Source organism: Symmachiella dynata (genome assembly GCF_007747995.1).
GTDB lineage: Bacteria > Planctomycetota > Planctomycetia > Planctomycetales > Planctomycetaceae > Symmachiella > Symmachiella dynata.
The window spans coordinates 3,604,750-3,625,854 of sequence record NZ_CP036276.1 but is presented as its reverse complement, the minus strand read 5'-3'; the positions used below and the strand labels follow the sequence as shown (position 1 = coordinate 3,625,854).

The following is a 21,105-nucleotide window of genomic DNA, read 5'->3' as shown; positions in this document are numbered from 1 at the left end:
AGGTGCGGTCACAACTTACGATTTTTAATTGACGATACTCCGGCAATGTGGCGCTGCACACCGGACACTTTCCATACGACTTGGAACCAAGCGAGGAGTCAGCCGTGAAAAATCTCGGTGACATGCTGAAGGGCAAGAACATCAAGGCGTTTTTCGTCAATCATGGGGAGAAAATAGGCGCGGCATGTGTCGCCGCAATTATTTTGATCGCCCTCGTCTCGACCGACTGGTCGCGTGATGAACGCACACCTGCGGAATTAGAAGCAGAGGTCGCCGACGCCAAGACGCAAATTGCCCAAAGTAATTGGCCAGAGGACAAGCAAGCAGAAGTCCCGCTGCAAGATTTTCTCGGACAGGCCGAATCGTTGGTCGCGAATATGAATATCGCACCTTATGAATACCGCGTTCCGTTTATCGAACCGCTCGTAAAGCCATTAGAACTCATCACCGATACCAAATGGAGCCCTGTTGAGGAGTTGGTGGCGAGCGCAGGTGTTTTCTTGATGGAATTGTCGCCGGAACAGGCCGCGATGTATCCCGATCAATTGGCCGCCGAAACTGGCCGCGATGTAGAAGGGGATGCAACTGACAACCTCGACTTGAGTAGAAAGCGACGTGAAGACCGGTACCGGCGACGTGGTGTCCCGAACGCTGGAAAAGGGAGAGACGATGACGATGATGATGGTGATGGCGGTGTGAACCTGAACATTCGTGGCCGGCGCCCCAACGGTCTACGCCGACGCGGAACCGGCTCACGCAATAACCGGTTCGGAGACGATTACGAGGAGGTCGCTTACACCCAAGCACGGGGTCAACGCTTTGCTGCAATCCGTGGATTGTTTGATGTCCGGCAGCAACGATTGAATTTGGCTCGCGCACTGCGATTGCCACTCCCCAGCGATGCGGACCAACATTTGGAATTCCGCGGTTTTCGAATCCAACGTCAACGTGCCGTCCCTGGCGAGAATCCCTGGAGAGAAGAGAACTGGGAAGAGTTGGACATCGAAGAAGCGGTCCGCGTGCTCGCCGATGCTTCAGGATTTGCGTTGCCAATCCTCGATCCACGGGTCACCAACCACTACATCACAATGCCTCTGCCACCTCGGTTGGAAGGATATTGGACTGAAGAAGCGACCCATCCACGACTGGAGCAATTCAAACTCTCGGATGATGAGCGCGAACAACTTGAAAGCATGATCACGAGTCTGCGAGAACAGGCTGATGAACTGGAGCGAAATGATAACAGCAAAAAGGGAGGCTTTTCCGAGTTGCAAATGGAAATCTCCGAGCTCCGTAATCGCGCCACGGAAGAGCAGATGAAAAAGCTCCGTGAGAAGGTCAGTCAGTCCCCCAAAACTATTGATGATCGCGTCAAGGAAATTTTCGGCCTCGAAGCCCCCCCGGCAGGCGGTGCTTATACCGGTCTTGATATCACACGCGGAGGAGGCTCTGGAAGGGGCCGCGGACTTCGCGGCAGAAGCATGCTGCGTGGCCGCAATGAGGATGACGATGGTGACGGCAGAAGTAGTCTCGGTTTTGGTAGAACCCGAGGTAACCGTAGAAACGTTCGAAATCGCATGGCGGTCAACCGTCAGCGAAATATGTTAGACGTACTGGATGATCCCCTGCAAACTCAAGGAATTCAAGCCGCTATTGGACGCGTCTTGTTATTTCGTTATCTAGACTTCACTGTCAAACCGGGTGAAGCGTATCGTTATCGCGTGAAGCTGATCTTCAATAACCCTGCTTTTGAGGCGTACGAACGCGAACAAGTCGACGATGAAGCGGTGATCCAAGGAGAAACGCGTGAATCCGATTGGAGTGAACCGTCACAAGTGGTCGTCATTCCTCCCGACACGCACGCTTTTGTCGCCAACGCGACCATCGGTGATGCACCGGGCCGCAACGGTGCCAACTTTGAAATTTATCAATGGCATCAAGAACTGGGCACCGTCATTAACGACAAAATGCGGGTCATATTCGGCCAATTCCTTGGCGGCACGAAAAACACGCTGGTGCTGAATCTTGCCAAACCGAGTTTCGATAGCGAACTCGCCACCTTTACAAGCAGCATGGCCTTGGTCGATGCCACTGAAGAACCCACGATCAACTTGGCGGACCACCCGGACCTCAAGGCAGCTCTGGGGAACCGTCGAGGCATTCGCACCGATCGAGATACATCAATCGGTATTCCTTCTGAAGCACTCGTCGTCAAGGAAGACGGTTCTGCAGCTCGCTTGGACTCTCTGTCACAAGAAAGAGAACGCGAGCGGCTGGAAGGGATCCTCACGGGTGTTCGTAAACAATACGAAGACCTCAGAGACACAGGCGAAGACGATCGAGGCTTTGCTCCTGGTGGAAGAGGCAAAGACCGTGGACGCGGCGCTGATCGCGGTTCCAATGCCTTGCGTAAAGGACGACGCGGACGACGTTAACCCACGCGTCACGATTATGACAAATGAGGTCTGACAATCAATCGGGCGGCTGTCGTTAAAACGGCAGTCGCCTTTTTCGTTGATGCATTACTGGGCGTTGATGCATTATTGGGCAAAGTGGCAGCATCTCAGCAAGGTGGCCCAATCACCGTCGAGGCTTGCTCCGCCGAATCTCCCATCTCTGTCGGCTGCGCCAACAAGATTTCGCGCACTTCAGCGGCGATAAAAAACGAACCCGCCACACAAATCAAATCCATGCTGGACGCTTGCCCCGCTGCAATCTTCCAAGCCTCTTGGGGACTTTCGGCCACGACGAATTCGCTCTCGGTCACCTCGCGCGCCACAGCGGACAATTCACGAACCCCTAACCGGCGCGGATTGTTGAGATATTGCGTCAACACGACCTGATCGAAGCGTGGCATTAAATAGCGCAGCATCTCTTCGACCGGTTTGTCCTTTGTCGTCGCAAAGATTAAGAGTTTTCGCTGATTGGCAAAGGTGCTCTGAATGCTTTCGCCAAAAGCACGGATCGATGCCATGTTGTGGGCCGCGTCCAAGATCGTCAGTGGGTCAGTTCGGATCACCTCCATTCGCACCGGACAGGTGACCGCTTGCAACCCGGAGTAAATCGCCGACGTGGGAATGTTCCAGCCCCGCTCCTGCAACTGCAAAACCGCTGCCGTCGCCATCGCCGCGTTATGAGCTTGATGAGCCCCCAACACTTGTAGCCGGATGTCCGAAAAGACCTGCTCTCCGACGGTCACTGACAACGTTCCCCCCACTCCCTGCGGTGGCGACACAGAGTCACTTTGGGATGTGTATTGAAAGCTCAACTCCTGCCCCAGTTGCACAATTGGTACGCCGCGTTCAGTGGCAATTTGCTCAATGGCTTCTCGGGGCAGGGGGTCAGTCACGCCGCAAATCAACGGAATGCCCGGCTTCAAAATGCCCGCTTTTTCGCGAGCGATTTTATCCAAGGTCGACCCTAAGATTTGAGTGTGGTCCAAGCTGATGCTGGTGATGACCGTCACTTCTGGTCGGCAAAGATTGGTGGAATCCAAACGGCCCCCCAGTCCCACCTCCAAGACGACGATATCCACATTCTCACGGCGAAACAGCAGCCAAGCCATCGCCGTGAGTATTTCAAAATACGTCAGCGGCCCCAATTCACCTTGCGCATCGACGGCCTCTACCGCGGTCCGCAACTGAGACGTCAGCGAAACCATTTCCGCTTCACTCGGCGGTCGGCCATTGACCGTCATCCGTTCTTCCAGTCGCGTGATGTGCGGCGATGTGTACAAGCCGACGCGATATCCGGCCGCGGTGAGCATCGCCGCGGTCATCATCGCCGTCGAACCTTTGCCCTTGGTCCCTGCAATATGCACAGCCGGCAGCGAATCTTGTGGGTTGCCCAAGACTTCTAACAGCGCCCCCATGCGGTCGAGTTTCAAATCGCGCGCCGAATACTGGTGAGCTCCCAAACGTTCGTAGTTGATCCGCCCCATCAAATAATCGATGGCCTGCCGATACGTCAGTCTATCCTCTGTCATCAAAATCCCCGGTGAATGGGCCAACCGTGACCGGCGTCGAGGCTTCTCGAAACAATACTAGGTTTAGTAAATGGGCAATCGTGACCAGCGCGGAGCTATTTGTTTTTGTTCAACTCGCGAATCCTCAGTTTCCGAAAGTCGACTCGCAGCGGTGGGCCGCTATGGACCTGCACCGCAATAATCCCCGAACGGGCAATCTGCGGATCCTTTTCATGATAATCGACAGTCGTAACGCCGTTGATCTTGAGCACAATGTGGTCGCCCTGCGCGCGGATGACGTACTCGTTCCAGTCGTCCTTTTTTAAGACATCCTTCAATTCCGGCCCGGCTTGGGCCAACACTTTGCGGCGGCGATGTTCGTCGTAAAGACACCCCCAATAGTTCTCCCCAATGTCCGCCTGATACCCTTCAACTTCGCTACTCTCGGGAACGCGACGGGTCCGGAACTGGACTCCTGAATTGCCCGAGCCGCCATGTAATTTAAACTCCAGCCGCAATTCAAAATCACCATATTGTTTTTTGGTGGCGAGAAACTCGTTTTGACGTATTCCGGGCGAATCGCCGACGATCATTCCATTGCGCACTTTCCAAAGCTTAAGATTCCCCTCCCAGCCCGTGAGGTCTTTGCCGTTAAAGATCGATTGAAATCCCGGTTCGGTTGCTCCAACCTTTTTCGGTTGATCTTGAGCGTGCACGGAGACAAGGCCCGAAAGCCCAATCAGACAGACACATAGAAGACTCCAGGGGAACAGTCGCTGCATTGATGACATTCCTGAAAAATTGGGACAACCATTAAGAACGAGTCCGCGAATCGATCCCACGCAAACCAGCCAGCTGCGTGGAAAGTTTACAACCACAAATCAGAGGCCATTTTTGACAGCCGAACCGAGCAGGCGCACTAAGTTCCACGTCGAGGGCTTGGCATAAAAGTCGACCAGCTTCCAAGAAATCGGTTCGGGGTTCTTATGGGTTGGAAACCAAACCGGTTTGGGGGAAGCGGTCAGCGGTCCTTCGGTAATGGTCTTTTCGATGCCGTCCAGTAAAAATGTATTGTGCACCCAGCCCACGCCGCTTTGCGGATCGTCGAGCGTCGAACCGGGATGTCCCCCCCAGGGCGGCGTCATCAATCCGTAGACCAATCCAGGCCATTGATTCACGCCGATGGCCCCGTAACGCAGTCGGGCCAGAAACTCGTCGAATAATTTTTTGTTTTCTCCCGACTTGCGAAATGATTGCGGCACCATCACGGCAGCGCACAATGTGCCCCACAAACGGTTCTCCGTAAAATCGGCGGCGACTTTGAGGAAATCTTGCGGCGAGTCGGCCTCCAGTGCGGTTTCGGTCGTCACGCACACAAACGATTCCCGCTCGACATACATCGGAGACTCATCCGGATTGATGTCGCGAATCAAAGTCCAGGGCAATGTCCCTTCGGGAACACCGGTGGGTTCCTTGCCGGCGAATTCCCGGAAGCGGTCCGCTGCTCCTGGATAGTAGGCTTGACGGGGCGGCGTGCTGTCGAAAATCGCTTGGAGTTTATCAAGAAATCGTTGCCGGTCCGGCCAGTCGCGCCAGGTGACAATAACCTTCGTCGCCAAGCAGTTGAACGACACGTTGTTCATCACCGAAGCCGCCAGGTTTTCCGCTTGAAACTGAAGTTGCTTTTCCGTGTAGTCGCCGGGAACGACGATCCAGGGCGTGACGTTGCCCAATTCGCTGGTGATCGGTTTATCCAAGACCGGATCGTTTTCCCGTTTGCGACGGTCCTGTTCCGGCCCGGGAGGCCCCCACACAATCGCGTCGTGGCTGAAGTTCGAGCCGGTGATATGTACTTCGTCCGTCGATTTGTGGGCGATCGCATGTTGCCCCGCTTCTGCCCCGCCATAAATGATTCTTAAGAATCCTGCATCCACGAGCGGTGCCAAGCCCTTTGCAAAAATGGGTCCCAAGTACTCATTCACCGGATTCATCTTCAGTAAGACCAGACAGCCATCCTGAAAGATTTTTGTCAGCGTATCAGTCATGGCAATCGAGGAGACGTTGCCGGCACCCAAGACCAACGAAATCCGTGGCGAGCCCCCTTGTCCGCTCAGGTGCGGAGGCATTTCTTGCACAGCCACGCTTTCGGCGGTAACGCCTGCTGCCATGTAGGCATCGGAAGTCGTTCCCGTGAACAACAAGGCATCGTGACGACGCTTGACCGGAGCCAATCGTACGAACAAACGCCCGCCCGGTTCCTGCCGAATTGGTCCGGGAAGCTGTGGGCGGCCCTGTTTGGCGATATCCTTCAGGCTGTCATGCAGTAACCGCAAGTAGCGCAGCGCCGCTGCCGGCCCGGCCGTGATTTCTTCGGCCCGGATTGTACTCCCCGGAGCGATCCCCTTCGCTTGGCAAGCCGCATCGACCCATTCGCGCGCGCTGTCGACAACGGTGGGAATGCAGCTTTCGACGAGGTTCATCCACTCGTTGAGCGAAGTCTGTTGGAATCGGGACTTGGCGGCCTCTAATTCCTCTAAAGCGCGATCGATTTCATCGAGCGACGTATGGTATTTTTGTTCGCTGGTAGCTTGTACGACACTCATTTGATCGGCCTCCCTGTTGGATTCGGGACAAATCAGGACGTCTTCATCACGCCACGAAAGGGCACCGGCACCACTTAAGAATGCTCAGCGCACTGGCGGACCCAAGCTGGGCCGTGGTTGACCAAGCGAAGCGTTGCAAGATGACGACGTCGTATCCTAACGGATCATATCGCCCGATGCACGTTTTGCGTAAGTGCGATTCCAGATTTCAACCCGGAATTCACCACAAGAAGAGTCTGCCCCGATTCAAATCGCCCCCAATGGGGCAATCGCAGGCTATGGGCGCGGCGGGTCGTTTTGACGCCCCCGATCGCGCGGCGCGATGGATGAAGCAGTGACGTCGACGTCATCGTCGCTACCGCGGATTGATGATCCCACAACCACAGCTCCTGCGGCGGCAGCTAACAATTCGACACCGCGCTCAAAAAAGCCGACGTTTTGCTCAGAATTGTCCGTATCAGCCGACTCCAGGTCTATCGATGAGCCGACAATCGCAGCGTTTTCCGTGACCCTGTGATCGGACAACGCTTGTGACGGTGTCGCCTCATTCGATGATAGCCCCGGAGAAAGCAACTCCTGACCATCCTCGTGGATCAGTTTCCGGGCTTGGTCCACATCCCACTCGTTGAGTTGCCCCGACTCATCGGCCGCCTCAGGTTGATGCGACACATGCTTTTTTTCGTGCCCATTTGCACCTTCATAATTGTAGCCCTCGACCGGTGCGTCACCGTCGGCTTGCCCCGGAGGAGTCTCAACGGGTTTGCTGTCGCCCGTTCGCAGTCGATGCTTCTTCAGCCATTCCTCGAGCGCCTCTTGGCCGGACCCGTATTGGCTTTGGTCGTAGAGCGGATCGTTGTTGCCGTAGAATTCAGGCGACTGTGCATCCTTGAAATAGTCATTGAAATCATGAAATCCTGAATAGGACTGGGACAGCAACCCTAACGGGACATCGTTCTTGGAAGCGCCGTTCAGGAACGTTGCCGGCAAATTAAATTCATCCGTCGTGGAGAACCAACGAATTCCGGCCTGCCGGGGCACAGCGTCATTGAAATATTTGTTCATCAAATCGTTCACTGTGTCGACAGTCGGCTCCGTTTCGTCAGTCGGCTCCGTTTCATCGCCAAGCAACTCAACAACTTCTGACTCTTCAACAAGTTCTTCGTTGCTCTCTTGCACAATCACCGGCGCGGCTGCGACGTTGACCATGAAGGTCGATTCCACATATTTCCCCCCCGCATCCGTCGCGCGAATCGTGATCTCCGCCGAACCAGACACCTTATCCGAATAGTCCAGCGTCAGATTCCCGTCTCCGTCGATTGTCACTGCATCGAATAGGGCGGCGTTTGTGTTCCCCGCTACGCTGTAGCTTAAGCCATCAGCCCCATCCTCAACGTCGTCGAAGGCGGCGGTCAGGTCAATGGTCGTATCGTTAGCCCCCTCGGTCACGTTGACGACATCCAAACCAGTCGTCACAGGGCCATCATTCTCGGCAGCCACATTGACGGTGAATGTCGATTCAACAGACTCCCCCTCCGCATCCATCGCACGAATCGTGATTTCCGCTGTGCCGAATGCGTTGGCCGCGTAATTGAGTGTTAATTTCCCTGAAGCATCAAGCGTGACGCCGTCAAACAATGCAGGATTGGAGTTGCCTTCAATGCTGAATGTCAGATCACTGTCCGCATCTTCGACATCGCTGAATGCATCAAACAGATTGATCACTGTATCGACTGCATCTTCCGTGACATGGACGTCGGACAATCCCGATGTTTCCGGGGTGTCGTTCTCGGCCTCAACGTTGACGAGGAATGTCGATTCGACAAACTTTCCATCCGCATCAGTCGCACGAATCGTGATCTCCGCTGTGCCGGAAGCGTTGGCGGCGTAGTCGATTGTCAGATTGCCCGCATTGTCGATGATCATTCCGTCAAACAACGCTGCGTTCGTGATCCATTTGACGTCATACGTGAGTTCGCCGTCGGTATCCTCCTGGTCGCTAAACGCATCGTGGAGATTGATCACGGTATCGGCCGCATCTTCCGTCACGTTGACGTCGCTGATTCCCGTTGTTTGCGGCGTGTCATTATCTGTTTGAAACAGGAACTCAAGCACGTCTTCGGGTTGCGCTCCGGTATAGATGCGTACATCGTCGATGTCGCCTGAGTACAGGTATTTGTTCAAGCTTGTTCGTTCGCCGCCGATATTGAAGTGATCGGCATTGCCCAACGGATTGGAATTGTATGTGCCCGTCTTCGCCAGTTCACCGTCGAGATACACCGACATCGTCGTTCCTTCTCGAACCACGACGATATTGTGCCATCCGCCGTCGGCGACATCCGCAAGATTAATTCCCGTGTCCCAACTTCCGCTATTGGCGTGATAGATGACGATATTGCGTTGCGCCGAATTGTCGAATTGCAGATTCCAATGATTCGTCGAGCCGCTGGCATTGGTCGCCGCATAGATCCCGGCCCAGTCTTTTTGCGATGCATCGGGACGGATCCAGACTGATGTCGTGTAATCGCCCGTCAATTGTGGGCTTTCGCCGCTGGGGGTTTGGATGAGATCATTCTCGCCATCGAAATGCGCCGCACCATCACCGACTAGGCCGGTTGTGAACTCGTCGCCTTCGCCATTCAGGACTGTGGCGTCATGTCCATTCCCAGTCGCATCCGTCGCGTTCCCATCCAGTTTCCAATGCGCGATCAGATCCAGTGAACTCGCATTGACCGACAAGAATGCTGATATAGCATAGCTGCCATCGGACAGCACGATCGATTCGATACCATCGTGATGAATCGTAAACTGTCCACCGCCGTCGAGGTTCACGCGAATGCGATCCGCCTCAACATGAATGTCGTCGACAGAGAAATCTTGCAGGTCGATCGCATCCTGCCCCTCGCCTCCACTAACCGTATACACATCGCCCCCGGCTGCGCCGTCGAAGCGAAAGGTGTCATCCCCCGCTTCCCCCTGCATCACATCGTTTCCGCCGCCGCCAATCAATAGGTCGTCACCGGTACCCCCCAGCAACACATCGTCGCCGGCTCCACCGTTGAGCACATCATTTCCGGCCAAACCTGAAATGGTGTCATCGCCATCCAAACCCTCCATGTGATTGCTGTTTGCGTTACCTGTCAGTGAATCATCGCCGGCGGACCCAGAGTAGCCAAACCCGCCCAACGTGCTACTCAAAGCCCCAATTTGGGCATGTGACAACGCGTCTCGCGCCGCAACTGACATATTGTGAAGGTGATATGAATTCGTGATCCCCGCAAGTTGTTCCAGCAAAAGATGCTGCACTTGCGATGCGGGCAAATAACGAAAATTCGCAGCTGAGAGATTTTGTACCTGCTCGGGCGTCAAATCCTCACGCTGCGCCGTCGTCAGATAGCCAATGCTTATCACCGACGTGTCCAGCGCCTGCACCTGTTCGGCGTTCAACGCACCCCGCGCATCAGAGGACATATTGTAGAAGTAATATGCGTTGGTGATGCCCGATAATTGATCAACCGTTATGTGCTGCACTTGCGATGCCGGCAAGTACCGCAGATTGGGGACTGACACAGCTTGCACCTGCTCGATGGTCAGGTCCTCACGTTGCACCGACGTCAAGTAGCCGATGTTTACGATCGACGTATCCAGCGCCTGCACTTGTTCGGCATTCAACGCGCCTCGCGCGTCGGACGACATATTGTAGAAATAATACGCGTTGGTGATGCCCGACAATTGATCAACCGTAATGTGCTGCACTTGCGATGCTGGCAGATACCGCAGATTCGGGACTGACACAGCTTGCACTTGCTCGACGGTCAGGGCTTCACGCTGCGCCGACGTGAGATAGCCGATGTTCACGATCGACGTATCGAGCGCCTGCACTTGTCCGGCGTTCAATGCGCCTCGCGCGTCGGACGACATGTTGTAGAAGTAATACGCGTTGGTGATGCCCGATAATTGATCGACCGTAATGTGCTGCACTTGCGAAGCCGGCAAGTACCGCAGGTTGGGGACTGACACAGCTTGCACCTGCTCGATGGTCAGGTCCTCACGTTGCACCGACGTCAAGTAGCCGATGTTTACGATCGACGTATCCAGCGCCTGCACTTGTTCGGCGTTCAATGCGCCTCGCGCATCGGACGACATGTTGTAGAAGTAATACGCGTTGGTAATGCCGGTGATTTGTTCCACAGACAAATCCGGGACTTGCTCTGCCGTCAGATACCGGAATTGCGACGGCGACATGGCACGGACCGCTTGTGCGGATTCATCGAGCGTCTCGATGCCATCTGTGGCCCCGTCGAACGTCACGGCGTTCGATTCGCTGAACATTGTATTGTACGAGAAGTCGTTATCGGATAACGAAAACTCCCCCTGAGCTTCTCCCGCGGAGACATCGCCCAGAATTTCACCACCTACTTGAATGGAATCGAGGTCGCCGGTGACGGTGATTGAGTCCTGTACGTCGCTGCCGACATCAATGCTGCCAACATCCCCATCGACGAAGAGGGGACCTTGAATAGACGTGGATGCCGTGATCGTATCGACGGTGCCATCGGTATCGGCCAATTCTCCGCCAACGTTCACGCCAATATTCAGAGCGCCGAGTTGGTTTCCGTTGGAGTTAATCAGATCGATGTTCGACGTCGAGACATCGAATCCGGCACCATTGGACAGCAACCGCACTTCGGTGATGTCACCGGTATTCCCTACGTCATCAGTGAAATGAACTTCCACACTGCCGCTGGTGACATCCAGGGCTTGCGTATTGCCATCGGCGTCGGTCCAGTTCAAGATTTCGTCGCCGGCGCCCAACGTAGCGCTCATCACTAAGCGTTGTTCCAACGACTCAAAACCGAGTCCACGTTTGACCCGAGACGGCAGTTGGCCCGCTCCGCTTCCCAGAATACGATCCAGCTTCTGCTGGATATTGGAGCGGCCGTCCGCTGAGGCCATATAAAGATCGTATTCAACCTTGTCAAAGCCGAGGGCGCGACGCAGGCGCGGGCTTAGCAGGTTCGCAGGACACCCCAGAATACGATCGAGCTTTTGTTGAAAATCCTGCCGACTCATAAAATGCCCCATAACGTAGTCGCTAGAAATCTAGCTATTTGCAAATCGTTGAAGGCAACCTCTAATTCAACGATACAAGAACCTCGTATCCCAACCCGTTTGCCCACCATTCCCCGAACGATCACCGCTCTCGGAGAAAATGCCCCGTGCCCAAAGATAGGGATTCGCATTTCAAACCTAGGTCGAAAAACCATGCAGGGCAAATTTGTTCTGGTAATTCCGAAAAACCGGAATGATCGGGCGCGGCCTGCATGAAAACTGCATAAATCGCGGTGAAAGGCCGCGTTTCGCAGCATTTGAGCTATGCTTCAAGCAAATTGGTATGCGTTCAAGACTCTATAAAAACTTCGGACGCCGACGTTTGGGCACTATGCATGGGGACGACTTCGCGAATGCCACCGGCGGCGCGCAACGCCCCAACCATACATAAGGAAAACGAAATCATGATTGCAGCCACCTGCGACCCGTTTACCGAATTTCTGCAAACGCAGTTGGGACTCGAAGAGGGTGAAGTCCCCGTCCCGGGCGAATGGGCCAACGTCGGAAACACCACCGGCGCACTCGCGCTGCGATTGGGATTGCTGTCCGTTGAACAAATCGACCACATCCTGGAATCTCAGGAAACCAATGGGCACGGCAAGTTCTTTGGCGAAATCGCCGTCGAACTTGGATTCGCTGATCAGGACCAAATCGAACGCTTGTTGCACATCCAACGTCTCAACCGTCAGTTGGAACTCGGCGAGCAGCTCGTCCTATCAGGACGGACCGACCTCAATGGTCTGCTTGGCAATTTGCAACAATTCCACCAGCAAAACCAAAAATAGGCGATCAACACAACGCCTCGATACTGATGATCCAATTGCGGCCTCGGTTCCTAACTTCGGAACCGAGGCCGTTTTTCGTAGCGCGGCCGGTAGCATTTGCGGGATGTCCGCCGGTCCACTAACTTATGCTATCAAATGTCATCGCCCCCCGTTTCTCCGCCCCCCCGTGCGAGCCGTCAAACATATGAACTCTGCTGATGAGGCAACTCCGGCTGCGTTTGACTTAGACCGCATTGCATCGGAAACATTCCTCCAGTCCATCGACTTCCACGAGACGTTGGCTTCGACCAATGATCGCGGGTTACAGTTGGCCAATGATCCGTTCGTCGTGACCCCTAGTCTGGTGCTCACCGCCGCACAAACCGGCGGTCGCGGACGGGGAGCCAATCGATGGTGGTCGGCCGCCGGGGCTTTGACCTTCTCGGTACTCGTCAACCCCGACGCTGTGGAACTTCCTGTGGCGCGCCACCCGCAAATTTCACTCACCGTCGGCGTCGCCGTTTGTGAGGCTTTGCGACAGCGATTCCCCCAGGGGGACATCGGACTAAAATGGCCGAACGATGTCTTCCTGCACAATAAAAAAGTGTGCGGAATTTTAGTCGAAGTCCCTCCGCAGCGCCGTGACATCCTGGTGATCGGCATCGGCTTGAATGTGAACAACTCGTTGAAATCCGCCCCGACTGAATTACAAGCCACCGCGACTTCACTGAGTGATACCGTCGGCAACAAATTCGAACTCACCGAGATCCTCATCGACATTCTCCAAATGCTCGAGCAACGCCTCAACTGGCTTTCAGCCAGCGATCCGCAACTTGCTCGCCGGTGGGAGGAATTTTCCCTGCTGCGGGGAAAAACGGTCTACATCGAAAACCACCAACACGGCATCACCGGTATTTGCCAGGGTATTGACGAAGAAGGGGGGCTGTTACTGCGGACCCCTTCGGGAATTGAACGCGTCACCCATGGCATCGTCAAACATTTTCAATAACCCTCCCCCGCGATTCGACGATGCCATTGAGGCCACGGGCGTGCTATAATTCGTGTTGGCCGATTCTTCTTACAATTGGTTTCAAAACCCTCTGACGCGTTGCGTGGAGTCTTAGATTTTAATGTCTATCACCAGCACAACCGGGCTTTGAAACTGGTTCTAGGTTTCACGACTGCGAGGTCCGTCGATGCAGCAATACGCACCGTTACTGATTGTGACGGCGTTTCTGGGAGCATTGGTTACAGCCGACCCGTTGGCGGCGGCTGATCAAAAACCGGTGGACTTCAATCGTGACGTCCGCCCGATCCTGTCCAAGAAATGTTTCCCCTGCCACGGCCCCGATGCCGGCTCCCGCGAGGGAGGCTTGCGACTCGACCTGCGCGATGCGGCCCTTGGCGAAACAGACAGCGGTGAGCGGGCCATTGTTCCGGGCAACGCCGCATCGAGCGAACTGATCGCCCGCATCACCGCAGACGATGACAGCCTGCGCATGCCTCCGGTCGAGACAGGAGATCCGCTCACAATATCGCAAATTGATCTGCTCCGCCGGTGGATCAACCAAGACGCCCCTTATGCGCGTCACTGGGCATTTGTGAAACCGACGCGTCCCCAACCGCCAAAAGTCACCAACAGCAACTGGCCGCTCAATACGATCGACCACTTCGTGCTAAATCGACTCGAACAGGCCGACCTCGCCCCCTCGCCGCGCGTGGATCGTTACGCGTTGATTCGTCGCCTCAGTTTCGACCTGCGCGGCCTCCCCCCCACGCCCACAGAAGTCGACGCATTTGTCAACGACAACGATCCGCAGGCCTACGAGAACTTGGTCGACGCCTTTCTGCAAGACCCGGCTTACGGCGAACGCTGGGCGCAAATGTGGCTCGATTTAGCACGGTACGCCGACTCCAAAGGGTATGGCTCCGATCCACTACGGGAAATCTGGCGGTACCGCGATTGGGTGATCGACGCCTTCAACAACAACATGCCGTACGACCAATTTACGATCGAGCAAATCGCCGGGGACCTGCTCCCTGAGGCAACGCTTGAGCAACGGATGGCGACCGCCTTTCATCGCAACACGATGACCAACACCGAAGGGGGCACCGACGATGAAGAATTCCGCGTCGCCGCTGTCCGTGATCGTGTCGACACCACCATGCAGGTCTGGATGGGCCTGACGATGCGCTGCGCCACTTGCCACGACCACAAGTACGACCCGATCGCCCAAAAAGAATACTACCAGTTCTACGCCTTCTTCAATCAGACCAGCGACAACGACCAACCGAATGAATCCCCAACCATCCCCGCCCCTACCGCGGAAATCGCAGCTGAGAACCAGAGACTCGATGCCGAAATTGCCAAAGCCCGCGCTCAACTAGAAACCCCGGAAATTGCCGCAGCACAAACGGCCTGGGAAACCAACCTGCAAAACTCCGGCGCATGGTTTGTTATCACTCCCCAAAACATCGAGTCGACCAATGGGACCACGTTCCAGTCATTACCGGACGGTTCCCTCCTGGCCGGCGGTGATTCCCCCGCGACCGATACCTATACCATCACCAGCCAGACAAGCCTCCGGAACGTGAGTGCTGTTCGACTCGAGGTGATCCCCGATCCCACTTTGCCCGAGGCTGGATCCGGCCGTGGTGCAGCGGGCAATTTTGTACTCTCGCAGTTTGCGCTGAAAGTTGATGACGTGGATCAACCGTGGGACCGCGCCGCGGCAGATTATTCCACCACTAATTTCTCGGTACAAGCCGCAACGACGGCGAAGGATCTCAAAAAACAAGGTTGGTCCGTCGATTCACAGCAACAACAACCGCACGCGGCTGTCTTCATTCTCAAAGAACCGCTGACACAAACCTCCGACGCGGCAACAACGCTCACCTTCCGCATTGAACATCAAAATGAAAAACCCCGGCAAACGCTCGGACGCTTTCGCATTGCAATCACCAACGATCCCGCCGCTGCCCAGCGATTGGAACTACCTGCGGAGATACTAGCGATTATCGAGACACCGTCGACTGCACGGGACGCCGCCCAGTCTCAAAAGGTGCACAAGTATTTTCGCGAGAATGCCCCGGCACTAAAACCACTTCGTGATAAAATCGCCGCCTTGCAAGCCGCCAAGCCCGCGATTCCGACCCTCCCCGTGATGCAAGAACTGCCCGTCGAGAAACACCGTACGACGCATCTGATGGTCAAAGGGAATTTCCTCACGCATGGCGAGGAACTCACGCCCGCACTGCCGGTCGCGTTTCATCCCGCCGCCTCGAAAATGCCCGCCACCCGACTTGGTGTCGCTCAATGGCTCGTCGATCCGGAAAACCCATTAACGGCCCGCGTCGCCGTGAATCGCTACTGGGCTCGCTTGTTCGGTCGTGGCATTGTCACCACCGAAGAAGATTTTGGCACACAAGGCGCCCCTCCCAGTCACCCACAATTACTCGACTGGCTCGCCACGGAATATGTGCGACTCGGCTGGGATACCAAAGCGATCCTCAAACAGATGGTCCTGTCCGCCACCTACCAACAATCCGCACAGGTCACGCCGCAATTGCTTGAACACGACCCGAACAACGTGCTCTTGTCGCGCGGCCCAAGATTTCGTCTCAAAGCCGAGATGGTTCGCGACCAGGCGCTGGCGCTGAGCGGTCTGTTGAGTCGCAAAATTCACGGACCCTCTGTCTTTCCGCCGCAACCCCCGGGACTTTGGCGGGCTGCGTTCAACGGGCGTGACCGGAAGTGGGCCACGAGCACCGGTGAAGACAAATACCGCCGCGGGCTGTACACCTTCTGGCGACGGTCGGTTCCCTATCCGTCGATGGCCACCTTCGATGCCCCCAGCCGCGAAGTCTGCGCTATGCGCCGCATCCGCACCAACACTCCGCTGCAGGCTTTCGTAACACTCAATGATCCGGTCTATGTCGAAGCAGCGCAGGCCCTGGCACGCCGCATCTTTAAAGAAGGGGGCAATACCACCGACCAGCGCGTCTGTTTCGCGCTGCGGCTCTGCCTCGTCCGCCCGGCAACCGATGCACAAGTCGACGCATTGACGGAACTGTTCACAACCGAACTTACGCATTATCAACAAAACAAAACCGCTGCCGCCGAGTTGGCGACGATTCCGCTGGGAGAACTGCCCGACGGGATGCCACCGGCGGATCTCGCGGCCTGGACCGTTGTCGCCAATGTGTTATTAAATCTCGATGCCGTCTTAAGCAAGAATTGACCCCATGCATATCGCCCATCAACAAGCGCTCCTCCAAACGCGGCGGCATTTTCTGCGCAATTGCAATGTCGGCCTCGGCAGCTTGGCACTCGCCGCGCTCTCTGGCAACGCGACGGCTGCCGCGCCGAACGTCGAAGCGGTCAATCCCTTGGCAGTCAAACAGCCGCACTTTGCCGCCAAGGCCAAAAACGTCATCTACCTCCACATGGCCGGCTCGCCGCCACAGCATGAACTGTTTGACTTCAAGCCCGAACTGGTCAAACACAACATGCAGCCTTGTCCCGATGAACTGATGAAAGGCCAACGCTTTCCCTTCATCAAAGGACACCCCAAACTGCTCGGCACGCCCTACAAATTCACGCCGCAAGGGGAATGCGGCACGCTTGTCAGCGAGCTGCTGCCCGGCCTGAGCTCGATGATCGATGACGTTGCCGTCATCAAGTCGATGCACACTGACCAATTCAACCACGCCCCCGCACAGCTATTGCTCTACACCGGTTCGCCACGCTTCGGGGCCGCGGCCATGGGTTCGTGGATCACCTATGGCCTGGGGAGTGAAAACCAGAACCTGCCCGGTTTTGTTGTGTTGCTTAGTGGCGGCACCGATCCCAGTGGCGGCAAAAGTCTGTGGGGCACCGGCTTTTTGCCTTCGGTCTACCAAGGGGTGCAATGCCGCACCACGGGCGAGCCGATTCTGTACGTCTCCAATCCCAAAGGCATGGACCGCGACGTCCGTCGCCGCAGTTTGGATGCGCTCCGCAAGCTGAATGAAATCGAACTGCAAACCGTCGGCGATCCCGAAACACTCTCCCGCATCAGCCAATACGAACTCGCCTACCGCATGCAAATGGCCGTCCCGGAGGTCATGGACATCGGCCGCGAACCCAAACACATCCACGACGCCTACGGCACGCAGCCGGGCCAAGCCTCGTTTGCCAACAACTGTTTGCTGGCGCGGCGGTTGGTGGAGCAGGGGGTGCGTTATGTGCAACTGTTCGATTGGGGCTGGGATTTTCACGGCACCGGCAAGGGAAACGACATCGTCTACGGCCTGCCCGATAAGGTCAAACAAATCGACCGCCCCATCACCGCACTACTGCGCGATTTGAAAAACCGGGGACTACTGGAGGAAACGCTCGTCGTCTGGAGCGGAGAATTCGGCCGCACAAGTATGAACGAAGAGCGAAACGGCTCCAAATTCCTCGGCCGCGACCACCACCCGCACTGCTTCAGTATCTGGATGGCCGGCGGCGGCATCAAGGGTGGCATCACGCACGGTGAGACCGACGACCTGGGCTATTTTGTCACGCAAGACAAAATGAGCATCCCCGACCTGCAAGCGACCATCCTCCACCAACTCGGCATGAACGCCCACCGCTTCACCTACCCCTTCCAAGGCCTAGACAACCGCCTCATCGGCCCCGCCGGCGACGGAGCGGTCCGTGAAGCACTGCTGGCGTGACCAACCCAAACCGACGGCTTCGCCGTCGTTAACGGCGTTCATTTTCATGTCACGATAGGATCCGCTGTGCGACCCCAAACATCCTTTGAGATCTAGTACCTTGGCAAAAAATGCTCCACCGACTCCTCAAATCATTAATCCCTGATCCGCTGCCAATTGACGAAGTCGAATCAATCGGCGATTTCATAATCCCCGCCAACGACACGATTCTCCGCCCACTCCATAAGTTCTGCCCCACGTATTCCTACTCCGAACGAATCAAGGAAATTCGCGGCCGAAATGCCATCATGCGCCAGATCGATGGTCATCCCGACTTGCACGATTATCTGTGGGAGCGTGCCGGTGAGGACCTGCCATGCGACGCACGATGGATTGTTCGTGCTCAAGCCGCGTTAGCCCATCCAGACACTAAAGTCATTTTTGCAATTGCCAGCGGCACACACTCGATTCAAATCAAAATTCCCGTCGCCGATATGGCAACGTTTCCCGAAATAAAACGGGCGGATCCAACTCCCGAGACCGGCTCGTCAGTATGGATCGCCTCTCGACTCAACGAAGCTGAGGACAAACGATTGTTACAGATTGCCTACGACGCGGCCGGTTTGACGGTTTCATGACGGACACGAAACCGTCGGGTTGGCTGAGCGGGCCAAAACCACCTTTACCTGCCAATGTGCTGGCACACGAGAGTGAATGTAACGTAAGGTATCGAGAAACATCGTCTAGGCGATCAACATGTTCCGTCGTTTCTTCAAATCGTTAAAACCCAAACCGCCTGACACGAATGATGCTGGGTCGAACAGCGATCAAGCGACTCGTGATTGGGTAAGACGTATCGGCATACTGAATGGAATACTCTGTGGCCTCACCATCGCCCTGGTAGGCAATTTGATTATCAGAGATCGGATGCCGCATGACTCATATTGGCGATCCGCATCCGGTTTTCTCCTAGGGTACGCCTTATTGAGCATCCCCAGCATTACGCTGGGGATTTATCTGTTGCTCAAAGTCTCCAAATGGTTATTGCTTGGTAGCAGGAACTTTAAGCCGCCTCCGGAAATACCTGTAAGCGAATTCCGTACGATACTTAATTGTCTTGATGCGGCAGCGATCTGTTGCGTTGGTGGATCTTTTCTCTACCGGCTCTTTCCCATCGTGCCGCAATTCGTTTATGCAATCGCCATGACATTTTCAATCTGCTTCTCAGCGGGCGTACTTTTGCTTGGCGGCTGGGCGACTGTGCTCCAACCAAACCGTTACCATTTCGTCCATATCGTTCTAGGCTTGGCCTTGGTGGCAGCCACTGCTTACCTTTGGATGACTTTTTTTCAATTTCAATGATCGAACTACTGCTAGGTGCCCCCACCATACATTTGAACGCTCCCAACACGAATTGATACAATCAGCATCTCTATCGTCACATCCAAGCTGCCCAATCCCCAATCCAACCCCGAAAGCCCACCTGATGTCGATCTCTGTCGAGTGTGGCCATTGTTTCAGCCCGTTTCAGGTGGCTGAGAAATATGCTGGCAAGACGCTCCGCTGTAAAACGTGTGGCGAGGCGATGCGTGTGCCGCTGGATTCACGGTCCGACTTGCCGGATGAGGAACCGCTGCCGCTCTATGATTACGGAACCTCCCGGCGAGGGCGGCGCGGGAAATCTGGTGCTGCGCGGAAGACGTCCTCGCAGCCTATTGGGTTGGCCGGTTGGCTGCCGCTGATGATCATCGCCGGCGTGTTCGTGCTGTTTTTTCCCGTGGCCCTGATGGTGCCCAAGTTTGGCAAATCCTACATTCTCCTGGCTGCTTTTACGGGGCTGGGAATCTATTTTTGGGGCCAAATCAGCCTGCTCATCGTGGCATTCAAAGACGGGGCCCCGATGGGCCTGTTGTGTCTTTTTCTGACCCCCTTCTACGTGATCTATATGTTGATCAGCGACTGGCGAAAGATCGCCCGTCCTCTGCTGCGACTCGTCGCCGCTGTTGCCCTGTTCTTTGTCTCGCTGAGCGTGCAATTCATTGTCTTCCCTCCCGGCGGCCAAGTCGCCCAGCGTCCGCGCGCACAACAGCGACAGGCACCCAGATTTCAGCAGCAACCGCCGCGCGAGGAACGTCAAGCTCCAAGGATCGTGCATAATACACCGCGCGAGCGCAGCGAAGACCGGTCTCCGAATCCGCGCAAAGAGCGACAGCCGGTCGTTGTCCCCCCGGCAACCGCCTCGAAACCGCGTAGAGACTTACCCGCTGGTGTGCAACCGGATTATTCCAAAACAGTGCGGACGAAGACTCGTCAGCAAGGAAATGATTCTCCACCGCCGGGAACGATCGCTCTGGAACCGGAAGCAGAATTGACACCCGGCATGCGAGTCGTCGCTCAACGCATCGGCACGCGTTGGGAAGCGGCGGAAATCGTCGGCGTGGAGCAAATCGACCAAATCCACGTCCACTACCTACGCCTGCCCGAGTCGTTCAACCGTGTCGTCACCCGGGACCAAGTCCGCGTGCAGTTGACAGCCGACCAGATCGACGAAGACTTAGTGCGCGAAGTCGTGTTCGAAATTCTCCACGTCTTCCAGGACGCACCGCCCGACGAAGCTGCCATCGAGAATGAATTTCTCACACAGCAAGGCTATCTGCCCGGCTCACTGAAGATCGACCTGAATGCCCAACGCATCACCCTCAAAGTCATCCGCGACAGCCGCGCCGATAAGCACACGGTCTTTCCACTCGTCAAAGCAAAACTCGCGGTCCGTGAGATCAAGTAACCGGAACAGGCCTTGCCATTGAACAAATCCCAAACCGACGGCTTTGCCGTCGTAATCGGCGGATATTTGTGCAATAGACGTAGGGTCGGTTGCATTGGTCATTTCAATTTGGCAGATATTGTGTATGCCGCGTAGTACGTGGCTTAATGAGTTCGCTCCTCTCATTCACTCCGCACGGCGTCCCCCACGTCACACCCC

General features: G+C 55.6%; 12 protein-coding genes. 8 read left to right on the top strand and 4 right to left on the bottom strand.

Translation table 11 applies throughout. The features are described from left to right. The first annotated feature begins 104 nt into the window (after positions 1 to 104). On the top strand, positions 105 to 2,435 hold the full coding sequence (locus tag Mal52_RS13950; protein ID WP_145376815.1) for a prefoldin domain-containing protein: 2,331 nt from the start codon (positions 105 to 107) through the stop codon (positions 2,433 to 2,435). Positions 2,436 to 2,563: 128 nt separating this feature from the next. On the opposite strand, the gene Mal52_RS13945 is transcribed toward Mal52_RS13950, so the two are convergent. The 4 genes from Mal52_RS13945 to Mal52_RS13930 form a co-directional block, all read right to left on the bottom strand. After that, the gene (locus tag Mal52_RS13945; protein ID WP_145376814.1) at positions 2,564 to 3,985 is read right to left on the bottom strand and encodes a bifunctional folylpolyglutamate synthase/dihydrofolate synthase; all 1,422 of its coding nucleotides are present in this window, start codon (positions 3,983 to 3,985) and stop codon (positions 2,564 to 2,566) included. A 95-nt stretch (positions 3,986 to 4,080) separates the two neighbouring features. After that, complete coding sequence (locus Mal52_RS13940; RefSeq protein ID WP_145376813.1) at positions 4,081 to 4,746, bottom strand: 3-keto-disaccharide hydrolase; 666 nt, start codon at positions 4,744 to 4,746, stop codon at positions 4,081 to 4,083. A gap of 99 nt (positions 4,747 to 4,845) precedes the next feature. Beyond that, complete coding sequence (locus Mal52_RS13935) at positions 4,846 to 6,567, bottom strand: aldehyde dehydrogenase (RefSeq protein ID WP_145376812.1); 1,722 nt, start codon at positions 6,565 to 6,567, stop codon at positions 4,846 to 4,848. 276 nt (positions 6,568 to 6,843) lie between these two features. Further along, positions 6,844 to 11,637: a LamG-like jellyroll fold domain-containing protein gene (locus Mal52_RS13930; protein WP_197534906.1), complete on the bottom strand. Its 4,794-nt coding sequence runs from the start codon at positions 11,635 to 11,637 to the stop codon at positions 6,844 to 6,846. A 443-nt stretch (positions 11,638 to 12,080) separates the two neighbouring features. On the opposite strand from Mal52_RS13930, the gene Mal52_RS29785 reads away from it, so the two are divergent. From Mal52_RS29785 to Mal52_RS13900, 7 genes are all read left to right on the top strand, one after another. Then, positions 12,081 to 12,461 (top strand): hypothetical protein, encoded by a 381-nt coding sequence (locus Mal52_RS29785; RefSeq protein WP_197534905.1) that lies wholly within the window; start codon positions 12,081 to 12,083, stop codon positions 12,459 to 12,461. A gap of 184 nt (positions 12,462 to 12,645) precedes the next feature. Beyond that, positions 12,646 to 13,449, top strand: a complete 804-nt coding sequence (locus Mal52_RS13925; RefSeq protein ID WP_197534904.1) for a biotin--[acetyl-CoA-carboxylase] ligase — start codon at positions 12,646 to 12,648, stop codon at positions 13,447 to 13,449. Between the two features lie 187 nt (positions 13,450 to 13,636). Beyond that, on the top strand, positions 13,637 to 16,681 hold the full coding sequence (locus Mal52_RS13920; RefSeq protein ID WP_145376809.1) for a PSD1 and planctomycete cytochrome C domain-containing protein: 3,045 nt from the start codon (positions 13,637 to 13,639) through the stop codon (positions 16,679 to 16,681). 4 nt (positions 16,682 to 16,685) lie between these two features. Beyond that, on the top strand, positions 16,686 to 18,143 hold the full coding sequence (locus Mal52_RS13915; protein ID WP_145376808.1) for a DUF1501 domain-containing protein: 1,458 nt from the start codon (positions 16,686 to 16,688) through the stop codon (positions 18,141 to 18,143). 110 nt (positions 18,144 to 18,253) lie between these two features. Further along, a complete protein-coding gene (locus Mal52_RS13910; protein ID WP_145376807.1) occupies positions 18,254 to 18,760 on the top strand; it encodes a hypothetical protein in 507 nt (168 codons plus the stop codon). Positions 18,761 to 18,878: 118 nt separating this feature from the next. Beyond that, on the top strand, positions 18,879 to 19,484 hold the full coding sequence (locus tag Mal52_RS13905) for a hypothetical protein (protein ID WP_145376806.1): 606 nt from the start codon (positions 18,879 to 18,881) through the stop codon (positions 19,482 to 19,484). A 124-nt stretch (positions 19,485 to 19,608) separates the two neighbouring features. Then, the gene (locus Mal52_RS13900; RefSeq protein WP_145376805.1) at positions 19,609 to 20,907 is read left to right on the top strand and encodes a hypothetical protein; all 1,299 of its coding nucleotides are present in this window, start codon (positions 19,609 to 19,611) and stop codon (positions 20,905 to 20,907) included. Positions 20,908 to 21,105: the final 198 nt, after the last annotated feature.